Source organism: Dactylosporangium sp. CA-052675 (genome assembly GCF_050947935.1).
GTDB lineage: Bacteria > Actinomycetota > Actinomycetes > Mycobacteriales > Micromonosporaceae > Dactylosporangium.
The window spans coordinates 6,246,856-6,264,927 of record NZ_CP192010.1; the positions used below are offsets into that span (position 1 = coordinate 6,246,856).

At 76.2% G+C, this 18,072-nt stretch carries 5 protein-coding genes; all 5 read right to left on the reverse strand.

The window, feature by feature from the left end:
• Positions 1-13 precede the first annotated feature (13 nt).
• The 5 genes from ACQP1P_RS27880 to ACQP1P_RS27900 all read right to left on the reverse strand — a co-directional run bounded on the left by ACQP1P_RS27880 (position 14) and on the right by ACQP1P_RS27900 (position 18,066).
• Positions 14-12,985 carry an amino acid adenylation domain-containing protein gene (locus ACQP1P_RS27880; RefSeq protein WP_433074708.1) on the reverse strand — a complete coding sequence of 4,324 codons (12,972 nt, stop codon included), beginning with the start codon at positions 12,983-12,985 and terminating at the stop codon, positions 14-16.
• A 101-nt stretch (positions 12,986-13,086) separates the two neighbouring features.
• A complete protein-coding gene (locus tag ACQP1P_RS27885; RefSeq protein ID WP_433074711.1) occupies positions 13,087-13,746 on the reverse strand; it encodes a Crp/Fnr family transcriptional regulator in 660 nt (219 codons plus the stop codon).
• A gap of 346 nt (positions 13,747-14,092) precedes the next feature.
• Positions 14,093-15,274 carry an alpha/beta fold hydrolase gene (locus tag ACQP1P_RS27890; RefSeq protein ID WP_433074714.1) on the reverse strand — a complete coding sequence of 394 codons (1,182 nt, stop codon included), beginning with the start codon at positions 15,272-15,274 and terminating at the stop codon, positions 14,093-14,095.
• Positions 15,275-15,343: 69 nt separating this feature from the next.
• Positions 15,344-16,294: a chlorinating enzyme gene (locus ACQP1P_RS27895; RefSeq protein WP_433074717.1), complete on the reverse strand. Its 951-nt coding sequence runs from the start codon at positions 16,292-16,294 to the stop codon at positions 15,344-15,346.
• On the reverse strand, positions 16,291-18,066 hold the full coding sequence (locus ACQP1P_RS27900; RefSeq protein ID WP_433074720.1) for an amino acid adenylation domain-containing protein: 1,776 nt from the start codon (positions 18,064-18,066) through the stop codon (positions 16,291-16,293). The genes ACQP1P_RS27895 and ACQP1P_RS27900 overlap by 4 nt, the downstream gene beginning before the upstream one ends.
• Positions 18,067-18,072 lie beyond the last annotated feature (6 nt).

Below are 18,072 nucleotides of genomic sequence, written 5' to 3' on the forward strand. Positions count from 1 at the left end.
GGTGTCTCCTGGTTCAGCTCGGTGTGCGGCCGTTCACCCGCGTGGTCCTGACGAAACGCAGGTCCAGCAGCGACGACACGGATGCGGGCAGTGGCGCCACGGTGACCGGCTCGGGCGAGGCTGGTGCCGGCCCCGCGGGCGGGATGGGTGCCGGCCCGGCGGGCGGGACGGGTGCCGGCCCGGCGGGCGGGACGGGTGCCGGCTCGGGGGGCGGGGCGGCGGGGCGCTCCAGCCAGTACCGCCGCCGCTGGAATCCCGGCGCGGGCAGCGGGGTGCGGCGGACCCCGGCGGCGGCATGCTCGTCGGGCGCGGAGACGATCGCGTGGGCGTTGGTGCCGCCGAGGCCGAACGCGCTCACCCCCGCGACCCGCCGCCCGGCCCACGCCTCGGCGGCCAGCTGCGGCGTGAACGGGGAGGCGGCGAAGTCGAAGCGCGGGTTCGGCCGGTGGCAGTGCAGGGTCGGCGGGCGGACGCCGCGCTCGACGGCGAGGACGACCTTGAGCAGCCCGGCGATGCCGGCCGCGGACAACAGGTGCCCGACGTTCGTCTTGACGCTGCCGAGGCCGCAGTAGCCGGTGTCCGATGTGGACTCCCGGTACACCTGGGTCAGTGCCCGCAGTTCGATCGGGTCGCCGATCATCGTGCCGGTGCCGTGCGCCTCGAGCAGCCCGATGTCGCCGGCGCCGTACCCGCTCGCGGCGAGGGCCCGGCGCACGACGGCCGCCTGGGCGACCGGGTTCGGCGTGGTGAGCCCCATGGTGCGGCCGTCGTTGTTCACCGCGACCGCGTCGATGACGGCCCGGATCCGGTCACCGTCGCGGATCGCGGCGCCGAGCTCCTTGAGCACCAGCACGCCGCAGCCCTCGCCCGGCACGAACCCGTCGGCGTCGGCGTCGAACGTGGCGCAGCGGCCCGAGGGTGACAGCGCGCGGGCGGCGGTGAACTGCAGGTACGGCTCCTCGTCGAGCAGGACCTCCACCCCGCCGGCCAGCGCCAGCTCGGACTCGCCGCTGAGCAGGCTGCGGCAGGCCAGGCCCACGGCGACCAGCGCGGAGGAGCAGGCGCTGTCGACCACGAGGTTCGGCCCGTGCAGGTCGAGCGCGTCGGCGACCCGGGCGGCGATGAAGTTCTGGTCGGCACCGAGCCCGGCCGCCCCGCCGCGCACACCGGCGCGGTGGCGGTAGCCGGAGAGCCGGGCGCCGGCGAACACGGCGACGTCGCGGCCGCGGACCTCCTCGTCGCGGTAACCGGCGTCGCGCAGCGCGCCGACCGAGGACTCCAGGAACAGCCGGATGCCGGGATCGAGGCAGACGGCCTCCTCCTCGCCGATGCCGAACCAGCCCGCGTCGAAGTCCTCGATGCCGTCGACGAACCCGCCCCACTTGCTCACGGTGCGCCCGGGGTACAGCTCGGCGGCGCTCCAGCGGCCGGGCGGCACCTCGGTCACCGCGCAGCGGCCCGCGACGAGGTTGTCCCAGAAGGCGTCGGCGTCGGCGGCGCCCGGCATGCGGCACGCGAGGCCGATGACGGCGACCTTCCCGGCCGGTGCGGGGGTCGCGGCCCGCGGCTCGGCAGTGGGGGCCGGGTCCGGTGCGGGCAGCGCGGCGGCCAGCCGTCGCAGGGTCGGATGTTCCAGGAGCAGACTCGGCGGTACCGGCTCAGCCACCCGCTCCTCGATGCGCCGCACGAGCTCGGCCAGCATCACCGACTCGACGCCGAGATCGCGGAACTCCGCGTCCGGGTCGAGCGCCTGGGCGGGGATGCCGGCGGTCGACACGAACAGGTCGGCGAGCCAGCCCGGCACCGGCCCGGCCGCCGCGGGCGGTTCGGTTGCGGCAACCGTGTCGACCGGGCCAGGCACGGCGGGTGTGGTCTGCACGACGGTCTCCGTCGCCCCGGCGAGGGCGAGGTCCAGCACGTCCAGGCCCTCGCGGTCGGTGATGGTGCCGAGCCCGGCCCGGGCGCACGAGGCCGCGGCCCCGGCCCCCGAGCCCGACTCGCGCCAGACCGTCCACTGGATGCTGCGGTAGGCGGTGCGGCCGAGGCGGGCCTGGTAGCCGGCGAGCAGGTCGAGGTACGCGTTGGCCGCCGCGTAGTCGCCGACACCGGCGGCGAGCGCGGGCACGGTGGCCGACACCGAGGAGTACAGCACCGCGAACTCCAGCGGGTCGGCCGCGCACAACTCGGCGAGGTTGGTGGCGCCCTCGGTCTTCGGCGCGAGCACGGCGGCGACGTCGGCGGGGTCGCGCAGCACCAGCGGCCCCGGGGCGGCGGCCCGGCCGGCGCAGTGCACCAGCCCGCCGATCGGCCCCAGCTCGCCCCGCACCCGCTCCAGCGCCGCGGCGAGCGCGGCGGGGTCGGTCAGGTCCGGTGCGCCGGAGCGCACGGTGACGCCCTCGGCCTCCAGCGCGCGGATCGTCGCCGTCGCGGCCGGGGTGTCCTGCGACACCGGTGTGGCCGAGAACAGCACGATCCGCCGGGCGCCGCGTTCGGCCAGCCGCCGGGCGGCGAGGGCGCCGAGGCCTCGGGTGCCGCCCGTGACCAGGTACGCGCGGTCCTCCCGCAGCCGCACCGGCGGGAGCGGGCGGGCCGGCGCCGCGACGGTCCGCGGGAGCAGCCGCCGCCCCGACCGGTGGCAGACCTCGGCCCCGGTGCCGGCGCTGAACTCGGCCGCGATGCGGGCCGGGTCGGCCTCGTCGCAGTCCAGGCCGGTCGCGCGGACCGCGGTGTGTTCGGCGGCGATCGAGCGCACGAGGGCGGTCATGACGGCGCCGGCCAGCCGCGCCGGGGTGCCGCCGACCGGCTGGACGCCGCGGGTCACGTGGAGGATCCGCGCGACCGGCCGGGGGCCGCGCAGCAGCCGCTGCAGCATCGCCAGCCGCGGCCGCCAGGTGTGGGGGCGGGGGTCGCCGGGGGCGGGTCCGTCCACATCGGACAGGTCGAGCCAGCCGGTGAGGCCGGGGTGCGCGTCGAGCAGGGCCAGGCCGGCCGCCTCGGAGTCCACGACCGGCAGGTCGTCGCCCGCCCCGGCCGCGGTGCGGGCGAGCACGAACCGCGTGGCGGGCAGGGCGGCCGCGACCCGCGCCGCCAGGTCCGTGCCGCCGGCGCCGCCGATGAGGCAGAGCACGGCCCCGGGGAACGGTGACGGGCCGGGCAACGGCGCCTCGTCCGGCTCCCACCGGCGCGCCGTCAGCGGCACCGCGGACGGGTCCCGCCGGGCCGCCGTCAGCGGCACCGCGGACGCGTCCCGCCGGCCCGCCGGCAACGGCACCGCGGCGCTGGCCGTCTCCGCGTCGTGGCCGCGGCCGGGTACCGGCGGGTCGGCGTCCGGCAGCCAGCAGCGCATGCGGGCGAACGGATGGCCCGGCAGCGCGACCAGGCCGGCCCGGCCCAGGCGGTCCCAGTCGACCTCGGCGCCGGCGGCCCACCGCCGGGCCAGCTCGTCGAGGTCGAGCCGCTCCGGATCGGCCACGGTCGGCCCCGATCCGGCCGGGCCGCTCCGGCGGCCGAGCACGATGCCGGTGTGGTCGCCGGCGGCGAGGCCGGCCAGGCGCCGCCGGGCCTCGGCGAGGTCGGCGGCGACGAACGCGGCCCGGTGCGCCAGTGCCTCGCGGCCCGCGCGCAGCGTGTGGGCGACGCCGGCGAGGTCCAGGCCCGGGTGGTCGGCGAGGTGTCCGGCCAGCCGGGCGGCGACGTCGGCGAGCTGTTCGGGGTTCGTGGCGGAGACGACGACGAGCTGCGGGCCGGGGACCGCGCCCGGGGCGACCGGCGGCGGCGCCTCCTCGACGATGGCGTGCGCGTTGCTGCCGCCGGCGCCGAAGGAGCTCAGCGCGGCCCGGCGGGCGGTGGCGCCACGCGGCCACGGCGCGGCGGTCCGCTGGACGGCGAACGGGCTCGCGGCCCAGTCGACGTTGGGGTTCAGCCGGTCGGCGTGCAGCGAGGGCACCAGCTCGCCGTGGCGCAGCTGCAGGAGGATCTTGGTCAGCCCGGCGATGCCGGCGGCGCCCTCCAGGTGGCCGATGTTGGACTTGACGGAGCCGATCGGCACGCTGCCGGCGGGCCGGTCGCCGTAGGCGCGGTGGAGGCCGCTGAGCTCGATGGGGTCGCCGAGCGCGGTGCCGGTGCCGTGGGCCTCGACGTAGCCGACGCCGGACGGGTCGAGGCCCGCGCGGCGCAGCACGCCGGCGACGAGCTCTCCCTGGGCGACCGGGTTCGGGACCAGGTAGCCGCTGGTCCGGCCGCCGTGGTTGATCGCGGTCGCCAGGATCACGCCGTGGATGCGGTCGCCGTCGGCCTGCGCGCGGGCGAGGGTTTTCAGCAGTACCGCACCGACGCCCTCCCCCGGCACGAGCCCGTCGCCGCCGGCGCCGAACGGCCGGCACCGCCCACCGGCGGCGGTCATGCCCATCGCCCGCTGCTGGACGAACTTGTTGCGGTGCAGCGACAGGTTCACCCCGCCGGCGACGGCGACCTCGCACTCGCCCCGGCGCAGGCTCTCGGCCGCCAGGTGCAGCGCCGTGAGCGAGGAGGAGCACATGGTGTCGACGGTCAGGCTGGGCCCGGCGGCGTCGAGGAACCACGAGACCCGGTTGGCGATGCCGGCGATGGCGGAGCCGGTCGCGATCGGCGCGCCGGCGGCGGATCGCTCGACGCCGAAGAAGGGGTACTCGTTGTACATCGTGCCGGCGAACACCCCCACCCGGCCGCCGTGGCGCATCCGCAGCCGGGCCCGGCTGTAGCCGGCGTCCTCCAGCACACGCCACACCGTCTCCAGGAACAGCCGCTCCTGCGGGTCCATGAGCGCCGCGTCGCGCGGGGTGATCTGGAACAGCATCGGGTCGAACAGGTCCACGTCGTCGAGGAAGCCGCCGATCGCGGCGTCGTCGTCCGGGCCGGGGCGGCCGGGCGGCGGCGCGGTGACGCAGTCGCGGCCGGCGGCGAGGTTGCGCCAGAACTCGTCGAGGTCGGCCGCCTGCGGATAGCGGCCCGCGACCCCGATGACCGCGATCGGCTCGTCCGTCTCGCGGGTCCGGGCAGGCGCCGCCTCGGTCGGTGCTTCGGCCGGCGTCCGCGGCGCGGCGGTGCGGGCCAGGGCGGCCGCGACGCCGGCGAGATCGCGGTGCTCGTAGAACAGCGTCTGCGGCACCCCGTCGAAGCGCTCGGCGAGGCGGGCGTTGAGCCCGGTGACCATCAGCGAGGTGAGGCCGTAGTGCTCCAGCGGCGTGTGGGCGTCGATGCGCTCGGCCGGGATCTGGGACACCTCGGCGAACAGGGCGCACAGGGAGCGCTCCACGTCGGCGAGGACGTCGCCGAGGACGTCGCCGGGTACGTCGGCGAGGACGTCGCCGGGTTCGTCGGTGGGCGCGGGGGCGGGCGCGGGGGCCGGCTCGACGGCCAGGCGGTGCCGGTCCGGCGCGAACGGGTAGGTCGGCAGCGGCACCCGGCGGCCCGGCACCCGCCATGCCGCTGCCCAGTCGACGGGCTCCCCGGCCAGCCAGGAGCGGGTCAGCCCGTCGGCGGGCGCCTCGACGTGCCCGGTGGCCAGGAACACGTCGAGGGCCGCGCGGAGGGAGGCCGGGTCGGTGGCGGGAAACGCCGCCCGGTGCGCCATCGGCACCCGGCCGACCTGCAGCGTGTACGCGATGTCGGCGCCCGGCACCGCCACGGCGTCGAGGGCCGCGCGCAACCGCCGGGCGGCCTCGCGCACCTGGTCGGGCGTCTGCGCGGACAGCGGTACCACGAGAGGGCCGTCGGCGGCGGGGGCCGCGGCGCGCGGCTCCGGCGCGCGCAGGACGAGGTGGCCGTAGGAGCCCGTGGCGCCGAGGGCGTTGACGAGCACCCGGCGCGGGGCCGTCGCGTGCGGCGACGGCCACGGGGCCGGGGCGTCCACGACCCGCAGCGCGACCGCGTCCCAGTCGACCAGCGGGCTGAGCTCGTCCGCGCGCGGCGTCGGGGCCAGGCGCTCGTGGCGGAACTGCAGCAGCACCTTGGTCAGCTGGGCCAGGCCGGAGGCGGCCTCGAGGTGGCCGATGTTGGCCTTCACGGTGCCGACGGGCACCGGGGTACCGCGGCCGCCCAGCACGGCGTCGAGGGCCTGGATCTCGGCGGCGTCGGCGATGCCGGAGCCGCCGGCGGCGCACTCGACGTAGCCGATGTCGGCCGGCTCCCGCCCGGCGGCGGCGAGGGTCTCGCGCAGCGAGCGGGTGAGTGCGGCGACGTTCGGGGCGAGGAAGCGGTTGCCGCCGCCCGCGTGCCCGGCCCACGTGGCCTCGAGCACGCCCCAGCGGTGATCGCCGTCGGCCACGGCCGCGGCGTCGGGGCGCAGCAGGACCGCACCCGCGCCCTCGCCGGGCGACCAGCCGCCGGCCGCCGCGTCGAAGGCGCCCACGACCCCGCCGGTGGAGACGAGGTCGAGGCCGCGCAGGACGGCGGCGTGGTACGGGTGCGCGATCAGGTTGACCGCCACGACCAGGGCGGCGTCGCACTCGCCGGAGCGCAGCGCCGTGGCGGCGAGGTGCAGCGCGGTGAGCGCGGAGGAGCACGAGGTGTTCACCGCGATGCTCGGGCCGCGCAGCCCGAGGCAGTGCGAGATGCGGCTGGGGATGTCCGCGGCGACGCCGGAGACCCGGGCCGTGCCGCCGTCCGTCCAGCCGGCCGCGCCGACGTGCTGGTAGTCCTGCCACATGACGGCGGCGTAGACCCCCACGCGGGGGGCGGCGGCGCGCAGCCCCTCCGGGGTGTACCCGGCGTTCTCCAGGCACTCCCACGCCACCTCCAGCGCCAGGCGCAGCTGCGGGTCGAGCTCGCGCGCCTCGGCCGGGGCGATGTGGAACAGCAGGCTGTCGAAGCGGTCGATGTCGTCGAGGTACGCGCCGGGCAGCGCCGAGCCGATGTCGGCGGCCCGGGCCGGCGGGGGTGGGGCGACGCTGCGCCGCCCGGCCGCCAGGTTCTGCCAGAGCCGGTCCACGTCGGGGGCGTCGGGGTAGCGCCCGGACAGGCCCACGATCGCCACGTCCCGCACGTCCCGCACGTCCCGCACGTCCCGCACGTCCCGCACGTCCCGCACGTCCCGCACGTCCCGCACGTCCCGCACGTCCGGCGCGGTCGGCACGGTCGGCACGGTCGGCGCGGTCGGCGCGGTCGGCGCGGTCGGCACGGTCGGCACGGTCGGCGCGGTCGGCTCGTCCGGCGCGGTAGGCGCGGCGGGACCGGCCGGCGCGGCGGGCAGCGCGAAGGCGGGCGCGGCGGCGGCCGTCGCGGGGTCGTGCCCGGCCGGGCCGCCGAGGAACGCGTGCAGGAAGCGGTGGCCGTCGTCGAGGGCGAACTGCGCCCGGACCCGGTCGAAGGCCAGGCCGCCGATCGGGCACAGGCCGAGCCCGAACGCGGCCTGCCCGAGCATCAGCAGCTCGCCGAGGTAGCCGGCCTCCAGGCGCAGGTACCCGTCGGCGTCCGGGCCGTAGACGGGCTCGATGCCGCGCGACTGCCCGATGAGGTACACCTCGAAGGACGCGGCGTCGAAGACGGGCCGGTTGTAGAAGAAGTGGATGCCGCGCGGGATGTCGGGCGCGGGGTTCACCAGCTGCAGGGCGCGCTCCTGCGCCCGCAGGTAGTACAGCCCGGGCGGCACGCCCTCCACGGCGTCCGGCCGGACCCGCACGTAGACCTGCACCGCGTAGGTGTCGCCGGCCGACGGGTACAGCCGGCGTTGCCCGTCGCCGGGGTCGGCCCCGAGCAGGCCGAGCAGCCCGTCGAACGCGGCGCGCGGCACCGGCCCGGCGGCGAACGTGCGGCGGGTGCCGCGCCACCGGAAGTGCTCGGCCGCGGGGCCTGCGCCGCTGAGGGGCACGAGGACGTCGTCCGGCCCGGCGGCGCGTCGTCCCCATCCGGCCGCCTTGAACGCGGCCTGCTCGTGCGCGGAGAAGACGTCCACACTGGACGGTGCGGGAGCCTCGGGCACGGCGGGTCCGGGCGGATCGACCGGCGCCGCGACCGGGGCCGGCGACACCTGCGCCACGACCGGGGTGGGAGACACCGGCGCCGCGACCGGGGCCGGAGACACCGGCGCCGCGATTGGGGCCGGAGACACCGGCGCCGCGATCGGGGCCGGAGACACCGGCGCCGCGATTGGGGCCGGGGACACCGGCCGGGCGCCGGTGGAGGCCAGATGGCGCGCCATCGCGGCGACCGTCGGCTCGGCCAGCAGCACGTTGACCGGCACCCGGCGGTCGTAGCGCCGCCGCAGCTCCCCCGCGACCTGGACCATCGTGAACGACGTCGCGCCCTGGTCCCACAGGTCCTGCTCCGTGTCGACCGACGCCTGGCCGAGCAGTCCGGCGAGGATCGCACCCAGCTCCTCGGTCAGCCGCCCGTCCGCCGCCGGCTCCACCGCCGCGGCGGGGACCGGAGCCGGAGTGAGAGCCGGAGCGGGAGCCGGAGCCGGAGCCGGCGCCGGCGCGGGAGCGGGAGCGGGAGCCGGAGCGGGAGCCGGCGCGGGAGCGGGAGCCGGAACCGGCGCCGGGGGCGAGGGCAGGGCCGCGGCAACGGGGGCGACGACGGCACCGTCGACGATCGGGGAAGGGGGCGGCGGCCACGGCAGCGCGTCGCGGTCCAGCTTGCCGTTGGCGGTCGCCGGGAACGCGGCAACGGCGACGACCGCGTTGGGCACCATGTAGTCGGGCAGCGTCTGCGCGGCGAACGCGCGCAGCTCGCGGGTCGGCGGCAACGGGGCGGCCGCAACGATGTACGCGACGAGCTTCCGGTCGCCGGCCGGGTCGGGCCGGGGCACCACGACCGCGTCCGCGACCGCCGGGTGGCGGCGCAGGCAGTGCTCGATCTCGCCCGGCTCGACCCGGAACCCGCGGATCTTCACCTGGGTGTCGGCGCGGCCGAGGAAGACGATGACGCCGTCGGGGCGGTAGGCGGCCCGGTCTCCGGTGGCGTACATCCGCTGCCCGGCGGCGCTCGCGAACGGGTCCTCGACGAAGCGCTCGGCCGTCAGGTCGGGCCGGTTGACGTACCCCTCGGCCAGGCAGACGCCGGCGATGTACAGGTCGCCCTCGACGCCGACCGGGCAGGGGCGGCGGGCCTCGTCGAGGATGTAGTACCGGCAGTTGTCGATCGGCCGGCCGTAGGGGATGCTGCGCCAGGCCGGGTCGACGTCCTCGATCGGGAAGTGGTTGGACCACACCGTCGCCTCGGTCGCGCCGCCGAGGCTGACGATGCGGGCCCGGGTGAACACGGCCCGCAGCGCGTCGGGCAGCGTCAGCGGGGTGTAGTCGCCGGAGAGGAAGACCAGCCGCAGGTTGCCGGTGCCGGGATGGCCGGGGCCGGGCAGCAGCGGCATCAGCTGCGCGAGCGTGGTCGGTGCCGAGTTCCAGAACGTCACCGGCTCGGTCAGCAGCACGTCGAGCAGCAGGGCCGGGTCCTTCTGCTGTTCGGCGTCGGCGACGTAGAGCCCGGCGCCGCTGCCGAGCAGCCCGAAGATGTCGTAGACGGACAGGTCGAAGCCGAGCGACGTGACCTGCAGACCGACGTCGCCGGGCCCGGTGGGGTAGGCGCGGGCGGCCCAGTGCAGCAGGTTGTCCAGGGCCCGGTGGGCGACCAGGACGCCCTTCGGGGTGCCGGTGCTGCCGGAGGTGAAGATGACGTACGCCGGGTCGTCGGGCGTGCCGCGCCACTGCGGGCCGGTGTCGGCCCCGGGCACCGCGTCGGCATCGACGAGCGCGACGCCCGCGGGCGGCTCCCACTGGGCGGCGCCGCCGGAGCTCAGCACGATCCGGGCGCCGGTGTCGGCGAGCATGACGTGGGCGCGGGCCTCGGGCAGGGCCGGGTCGACGGGCACGTAGGCCGCGCCGGTCTTGGCGACGCCGAGCACGGCGGCGATCATGCCGGGACCGCGCCGGGCCCGGATCGCCACGAAGGTGCCGGGGCCGGCGCCGAGCGCACGCAGGCGGGCGCCGATGCCGTTGGCCCGGCGGTCGAGCTCGCCGAAGGTCGTCGCGCCGCCGCGAGAGCGCAGCGCCACGTCGTGCGGGCGCTCCCGGGCCTGCCGCTCGAAGCGCAGGTGGGCCGGCTCGGGCGGCGGGTGCGCGACCGCCGTGTCGTTCCAGGCCGGCGAGGGGGCGTCCGCGGCGGGCCCGGCCGCGAACGGTTCGCGCAGGAGTCGCTCGTAGGTCGCGAAGGCCTCGTCGAGCGCGCCGGGCGGGAAGTCGCCGGGCACGGCGTCCCAGCAGTAGGCGAGGTCGTCGCCGTCCTCGGCGGCGATGCAGTCCAGGGACACGTCCGGCGTGTAGGTCATCCAGGGCCCGGCGGCGACACCGCCGGGCAGGCGCTCCCCGGTGAGTTCGAGCAGCCCGGTGTACACGATCGGGAAGCCGTAGTCGCCGCCGCGGCGCTGGGCCATGACCACCCGCCGCAGCTCCTCCAGGCCGCTGACCGCGTCGCCGGCGGCGTCGCGCAGATACTGCTCGCGGATCAGCGCCGCGCGCTCGGCGACGGGCAGCGCTCGCGGGCCGCGGGCGATCCAGCTCAGGCCGGTGTGCTCGCCGGGGCGGTACGGCTCGTCCTGCGGCGTCCAGCGCACGGCCGGCAGCGCGAAGTCCTCGTCGAAGACGGTCGCGAGCGCCTGCACGAGGATCGCCAGCAGGAGCGGGTCGGCGCCGTACCCGTCGGCCTCGGCCCGCTCGCGCAGCGCCCGCCAGCCGGTCAGCCGTCCGGTGCGCCGCTGCCGGTGCCGGTCCGGGTCCTGGGCGAGGCGGGGCCCGGGCGGCATGCCGGCGAAGCGCTCCCGCCAGTAGGCGCGGGCGGCGTCGCGGACCGGCGGCGGGTACGCGGCCGCGCGGTGGCGCTCGAGCTCGGCCCAGGGCCGGGCGGTGCGCGGGGCGGCGGCGGGGTCGGCGGCGAGGCGGAACAGCTCGCGCAGCATGCGGTGGATGCTGATGCCGTCGGCGATGGTCAGGTCGATGCCGCAGTGCACGACCCACCGGGGGTCGCCGTCCCCGGCGGTGCGGGTCACCCGCAGGTCGAACTGGGGCCAGCGGTCGAGCGGGAACGCGGTGCCGGCCATCTCGTCACGGATGCGGGCCAGCTCCGCCGCCTCGTGGCCGGGGTCGAGCTCGATGACCGGGATGTGCCAGCCGTCACCGGCCCGGGCCCGCACGCGCAGGGTGCCGTCGTAGCACAGGCGCGAGCGCAGCACGTCGTGGGCCTCGATCATGCGCTGCCAGGCCGCCTCCAGCCGCGCGAGATCGAGGTCGGCGACGGTGAAGCTGTGGTAGACCTGGCAGCCGTCCCATGGGGCCCGGCCGCTCACCCGCGGTACGAAATAGGCCTTCTGCAGCTCGTTGAGGGGGCGCTGCTCCTCGCCCGCGCCGTCGTGCGCGGCGAGGGCCCGCAGGGCGTTGGTGAACGACGCGAGCAGCGTCTGCGGGGTGCCGGCCGCGAATCGGGCCGGTGCCACGTCCCAGTGGATGCGCAGCGCGCCGTCCTGCTCCCACATCTGGTGATCCAGCGCGACGCCGGAGGTACGGCTGCAGCGGTGGGTGGTGTACGCGGCGAAGCTGTCGCGCACGTCGGCGGTGGGCAGGTCGAGCAGGCTGGTGAAGACGACGGGCAGGGGGCCGTCGCCGCTCGCGTGCCGGTCGCGCAGGGCCTCGACCCCGCTGGTGCGGGCGTGGCCGAGATCGCGCCAGAGCGCGGCGTGCACGGCGGCCGCGGTCTCCTCGAAGGGGCCGGACGCGGGCTCGACCGCGAAGACGACGGTGGAGGTGAACGGGCCGGGCACCGCGTCGGCCGCGGCGGGCAGGCGCATCCGGTCGCTGGCGGTCAGCACGAGCGCGTACGGGTCCCGGGCACCGTGGCGGGCGAGGGTGTCGGTGAAGACGGTGAGCACCAGCGCGGTCGGCGACACGTCGAGGGCGGCGGCGTGCTCCCGCAGCCGGCGCCACTGGGCCGGGGTGAGGGCGGCCCGCAGGACGCTGCGGGGCAGCCGGCCGGCGGGCGGCTCGTCGCCGAGCACCGCCGGGGCGCGCAGCACCGCGGGCAGGCGGTCCCGCCAGTAGGCCAGGTCCGCCTCGCGGGTGCCGGTGTCCGCGGCGAGGGTGCGCAGGCAGTGCTCCAGCGTGAGCGGGCTGCCGCCGATGTCGTGGCCGGGGTCGCTGTACGCCTGCCACCAGTGGGCGAGCACCAGGTCCAGGCCGCGCCCGTCGATGATCAGGCCGTCGATGACGAGATGCAGCACGCCGGCGTCACCGGGGCCGCGGCTCACCTCCAGGGCCCAGCGGTCCTCGCCGCCGGGGCCGAAGGTGCGGGCGGTCAGCCGGGCGCGGACCTGCCCGAGGTGCGCGGCGAACTCGTCGGGGCCCGCGGCCGAGCGGTCGTGCACCGGGACCGGAGCCGGCGGGGAGCCCGGCGCGGCGGGCGGCGCGACGCGCTGGCGCCAGTCGTCGCCGACGCGCAGCCGCAGGGCGTCGTGCGCGGCGACGACCCGGTGCCAGGCCGCGACCGCCGCGTCCGGGTCGAGGCCGGCGACGGTGAACTCGCGGTACAGCTGGCAGCCGACCGGATCGGGGCCGAGGTCGGGGTCGGCGCCGATGAGGTACGCCTGCTGGATCGGGGTGAGGGGGAGGCCGTCGTCCGCCGCCGGCCCGAGGCGCTGATCGTCGCTGCGGTCGCGGGACGGGTCGTAGCCGGGCGCGAGCTCGGCGAGGCGGCCGGCCAGACCCCGGATCGTGGTGCCGCCGGTGATCCACTCGATCGGCACCTCGGCCCCGAGCCGCGCGCTGAGCTCCAGCACCAGGCGCACCGCCAGCAGCGAGCTGAGCCCGTGGTCGCGCAGCGGCTGGTCGTCCTCCGCCCGGGGGCCGCCGGGCAGGCCGGCGAGCGTGGTGCGGACCAGGTCGGCGTACCGCTCGTCGTGGGTCATCGTCTCCCCCAAACGGGCGCGCGCCGCCGTCCGGCGCACGGCCGCGGCCGCACGCCGTTTCACCGGCGCGTGAAGAAATTTACGATTGTCGTTATTACATTGCCGATGCTAAACGTCGCCGAGCAACATTCCTGCTCAGAACTGAGCAGGGTCGGCAGCCGTTTTCAGACGCCAGCCTCGACGTAGGCGGCCATGGACGGCTCGTGGACCGCGAGAAACGCCTGCGGCGAGAGGTCGACGAGGCCGGCCGCCCGGAACCGTTTGAGAAAGAACCCCACCCGCGAACGGGTCGTGCCGACCATTCCGGACAGGTCGTCCTGGGTGATGCGGTCGTCGATGAGCAGGTGCGAGCCGTGGACCCGGCCGAGCTTGCGGGCCAGGCTGAGCAGGGTCGCGCCGAGCCGGCGCTCCGAATCCATCATCACCAGGTTGGCGATGATCTGCTGCTGCTCGGCCACTCGCTGCGCGAGGTGTCGCATCAGCCCCTCGACCAGCGCGTCGTCGGCCAGGGCCTCGAGGAAGCGCACGACCGGGATCTGCCACACCACCGAGCGCTTCATCGCCGAGGCGGTCTCGGTGCAGCACGGCAGGAACATCGCGAGCTCACCGAGCGAGTCGCCCGGGGTGCAGATGGACAGCAGACACTTCTTGCCGTCCTTGGCATATATGACCGTCTTCATCAGACCGGACTCGAGAAGATAGACGTTGCCGTCGCTGTTGCCGTAGTTATAGAGATTGTCGCCCTTTTCGATCGTTACCTTGGAGACGCTTGCGGGACTGTTTTCCACGAATTCCCGCAGCTTATTACCGAACATCTCCGGCATGGCGTCATGATTGCCGATTGACACGGAGCCCCCAAGCCCACACTCGTTTCGAAACCGAGCAACGGCACCGGACTCGACCGCACAGTATGGCGGCCCGGCCGTCCGGGCACGAAGCGTAACACTACGCTGACGTAGCGCGAATCAACACCTGGCGATGTGTGTTACGGCGTGCTAGTGGGAGGTCCGCGGCGCAGATCCGCGCAGCCGATCGGCGCGCCCCACAAACAGCGCGGCCGGCAGGGGCTGGTCCAGGGGGACCACCCATGCCGGCCGGCAGTGGAGCCGAGCATCCCGACGCCGCGGCATCGCGGCGCCCGGTGACACGCGAGGGTCACGGCGGCGCGGGTCACGGCCGGTTCCGCTGCGCGAAGTCCAGGGCCAGATCGATCAGCTCCGCGGGTCCGCGGAAGAGTGAGATGTGGTCGCCGTGCGGGGCGATGTGCAGCGTCACCTCGTCGAGGCCGCGGGCGACCGCGATGGAGCCGTCGGGGTGGGCGGTCGTGTCGTCGGCGCTGGTCACCACGAGCGTGGGCAGGGCTATTCGGGGCAGGTGCCCCCGCACGTCGGTGGCCATGATGGCGCCGTTGAGCAGGCTGTAGCGGTACCACAGCTCGCCCGTCGCATACGGGTAGATGACCAGGTGTGCCATGTCCTCGGGCAGCTGCTCGACGAGCGAGTTGCTCAGCACGCGGTGCACGGCGGCCGATCCGGCACGCCCCTGCCGGGCCATGTCCAGCAGGGCCTGCAGGTTGCGCTGGTGATCGGTCTTGGGGGCGACCGGGCCGAGCTCGAAGTCGCCGTGCCACAGGCTCATGGAGGTGAAGCGGCCCGGCCACCGCACCGCGGCGTCCAGGGCGATCACCGCGCCGCCGCACAGCCCCATCAGGTGCGCGCGGTCGACGCCGAAGTGGTCCATCACCGCGATCAGGTCGGCGGCCTGCGCGGCGACGTCGGAGGCGGGGCCGTCCTCGGGATCGCTCACCCCGGGGCCGAACAGCCAGCGGCTCTCCCAGGTGACGACGTGATGGGTCCGCTGGAGCCGGCGCACCCAGTGCTCGCTCAGCTCGACCGGCATGCCGCAGGCCGAGGCGAGCACGACGGCCGGGGCGGCGGGGTCACCGGCGGCGTACGCGGTCAGCCGCGCGCCGTCGGGCCGGACGAGCTCGGCGCGCCGGCAGGCGGCGCCGAAGCTGCGGGCCAGCACGTCGGCGGCGGCGGCCGCGACGGCGGGTGGCTCGGGCGGGTCCGCGGCGGCGTCCCGCACCCAGGCGGCCGAGAGGTCGAGACGGCGCCCGACGACCCCGGCGAAGACGTCCGGGGCCGCCTCGCCGGCGCCGAGCAGCCGGAACGCCCCGGCGCCGACCCGGTCGGCCACGCAGCCGAGCAGGCGCCCGGTCGTGTCGAGCTCCTCCGGGCCGGCCGCGGCGCTCGCCACGGCGACCGGCGGGCTCAGCACGCCCGCGAGCGGCCGCACACTCAGCACGCGCTCGGTGAGCCGCGCCACCGCCTCGAGGGAACCGGCTCCCATCGCCTCTGACCTCCATCGCCGGCGCAGCGCGCCGGCCCGTCGCCGTTGCCGTTGCTGTCCCGGAAGCGCTCAGTCGCGCCGGAACTCGTGCCCCCGGGTCGTGCGGTCGGTGAGGCGGTTGTGGCCGAAGCGATCCTCGCCCCGCACCAGCACCACCCCGTAGCGATCGAGTGAGACCCGGCCGCCGTACTCCTCGATGGCATCCGTGTCCGGATACACTCTTACCGATGTCGGCACATACCGCGCGGCGAAGCCCAGCCGCATTTCGTCGGTCCGGCCGCTGTGCGGGTGGGAGGCGTGCATGAGCGTGGACCAGAACATGATCGCCTCACCCGGGCGCATCACCATCGACACGGCCTTGGACTCGTCGGGCTTCCAGTCCGGGTCGACCTGCAGCTCCCGGTAGTCGTAGCCGAAGAAGCCGCGGCGCACGCCGTCCTTGTCCCGCGCGTTGATCCCCGCCGGGTCGTAGTGCATCCGCTTCGTCTCGTCGTAGTTCATCTGCTGGTGCGAACCGGGGATGAACTGCAGACAGCCGTTGTCCTCGTTGGCCTCGGTGAAGGCGGTCCACACGGTGATCGTGCCGCCGAAGTCCTTGGCCTCGTCCGGCCAGAGGATCTGCGGCGTGCCGGAGGCGTTGGCGAACGTGTCGGCCTGGTGCCAGTCGGTGCCCTCGTCGCCGGGGTACTTCGGGAAGAACTCCGTGCGCCAGCACAGCACGTCCGGCCCGAGCACGCTGGCCACGCGGTCGGTGATCTGCGGGCGCATGATGTGCTCGGCGAGGAACGCCATGTCCAGGTGCCGGTCGTAGTTGGCGATGTTGGTGTTGCCCGACGTCGCCGCCTCGTCCTGGTAGACGGCGGCCGAGCGGTCCATGAGCGCGAGTCGCTCGCGCCGCCACGTCTCGCGCATCTGGTCGATCTCGTAGACCTTGAACGGGCCGAAGTATCCGCGCTCGCGGAAGCCGGCCAGCTCCTCGGCGCTCAGCGCGAAGCGGTGGGTCTCGTCAGCGATGGTCATGACTGCTCCTTGACGCAGGTGGCGATCCGCCGCAGCGTGGCGACGCCGAGCTCGCTGCCGTTGAGCTCGGTGCCGAAGCGGCGGTTCACCTCGGCGATGATCCGGATGAAGGCCAGCGACGTGGCGCCGATGTCGAACAGGTCGGTGTCGGGGTTCACCCGCTCCCGGCCGAGCACCGCGCCGGCGAGCGAGCCGACCACGGCGAGCACGTCGCCTTCGGCCGTCGCGGGGGCCGTGGCGGCGGCGCGCGGATCGTAGGCGGCCAGCGCGGCGCGGTCGGTCTTGCCCGACGGGGTCAGTGGCAGCCGGTCCAGCACCCGGTACTCGGCCGGGCGCAGGTGGGCCGGCAGCTCGGCCCGCGCCCGCGCGGCGAGCGCCTCGTCCAGGGCGCCGCGGCCGGCTCCGGCGGCCGGGACGACGTGGGCCACCAGGCGCAGGTCGCCGTCGCCGAAGTCGTGCGGGAGCACGGCGACGGCGCCGACGCGCGGGTCGGCGGCGAGGCACGCCTCGATCTCGCCCGGCTCGACGCGGAAGCCGCGCACCTTGAACTGCTCGTCGGCGCGGCCGGCGTAGTACAGCTCGCCGCCCTCGCGCACCACGAGGTCGCCGGAGCGGTACAGCCGCTCGGGCTCGGCGCCGTCGACGCGGAGCGTCACGAACCGCTCGGCGGTCAGCTCCGGGCGGTCGAGGTAGCCGCGGGCCACGCCGGGGCCGCCGACGTACAGCTCACCGGCGACGCCGTCGGCGACGGGCCGGCCGTCGCCGTCCAGCACGTGCACGCGCAGGTCCGGGATCGGCACGCCGATCGGGCTGTCGCCGGGCCGGTCGAGGTCGGCGCGGCGCATGCGGCGGTAGGTGACGTGCACGCAGGTCTCGGTGATGCCGTACATGTTGACCAGCTCGGGCCGGGCGTCGCCGAAGCGCTCGATCCACGGGCGCAGCAGCCCCGGGTCGAGGCGCTCGCCGCCGAAGACCACGCAGCGCAGCGACGGCGGCAGCTCGGTGGCGTCGGCCATCAGCTGGCGGAACATCGACGGCGTGGCGCTGAGCACCGACACGCGCTCGCGCTCGAGCAGCTCGCGGAACAGCCGCGGGCTGCGGGTCGCCTCGATCGGCACCACGACCAGCGTGCCGCCGTGCAGCAGCGCGCCCCAGATCTCCCAGACCGAGAAGTCGAAGCTGGCCGAGTGGACCATCGTCCAGACGTCGTCGGGCCCGTAGCCGAACCAGGGCCGGGTCTGCTCGAACAGCCGCAGCACGCTGTGGTGCTCGACCTGCACGCCCTTGGGTGCCCCGGTCGAGCCGGACGTGTAGATGACGTAGGCGAGGCGGTCGCCGTCGCAGCCCGGCGCGTCCGCCGGGGCCGGCCCGGGGGCCGTCGGCGACTCCAGCGGTACCACCTGCACCGGGGCGTCGGCGGGCAGCGCGGCGGCGTCGTCGGCGACGACCACCGCCACCTTGCTGTCCTCGAGCAGGTAGCGCAGGCGCGCCGCCGGGTACTCCGGGTCGAGTGACAGGTACGCCGCACCGGCCTGCAGAATGCCCAGCAGCCCGGCGATCAGGCCGGTGCCGCGGCGGGCCGCGAGACCGACGGTCATGTCGGGGCCGATGCCGGCCTCGCGCAGCCGGGCCGCGACCCGGCCCGCCCGCTCGGCGAGCTCCCCGTAGGTCAGCCGGCCGTCCGGCGCGACGACCGCCGTGCGGCCCGGGTCCTGCTCGGCCCGGCGGCGGAACACCTCGTGCAGGCAGGCGGCGCCATCCTCACGCATCATGCCCCC

What these genes read in the sequence shown, in the direction of transcription:
- ACQP1P_RS27885 (WP_433074711.1), bottom strand. Translation starts at nt 13,746, where the DNA reads ATGCCGGAGATGTTCGGTAATAAGCTGCGGGAATTCGTGGAAAACAGT.
- ACQP1P_RS27890 (WP_433074714.1), bottom strand. Translation starts at nt 15,274, where the DNA reads ATGGGAGCCGGTTCCCTCGAGGCGGTGGCGCGGCTCACCGAGCGCGTG.
- ACQP1P_RS27895 (WP_433074717.1), bottom strand. Translation starts at nt 16,294, where the DNA reads ATGACCATCGCTGACGAGACCCACCGCTTCGCGCTGAGCGCCGAGGAG.
- ACQP1P_RS27900 (WP_433074720.1), bottom strand. Translation starts at nt 18,066, where the DNA reads ATGATGCGTGAGGATGGCGCCGCCTGCCTGCACGAGGTGTTCCGCCGC.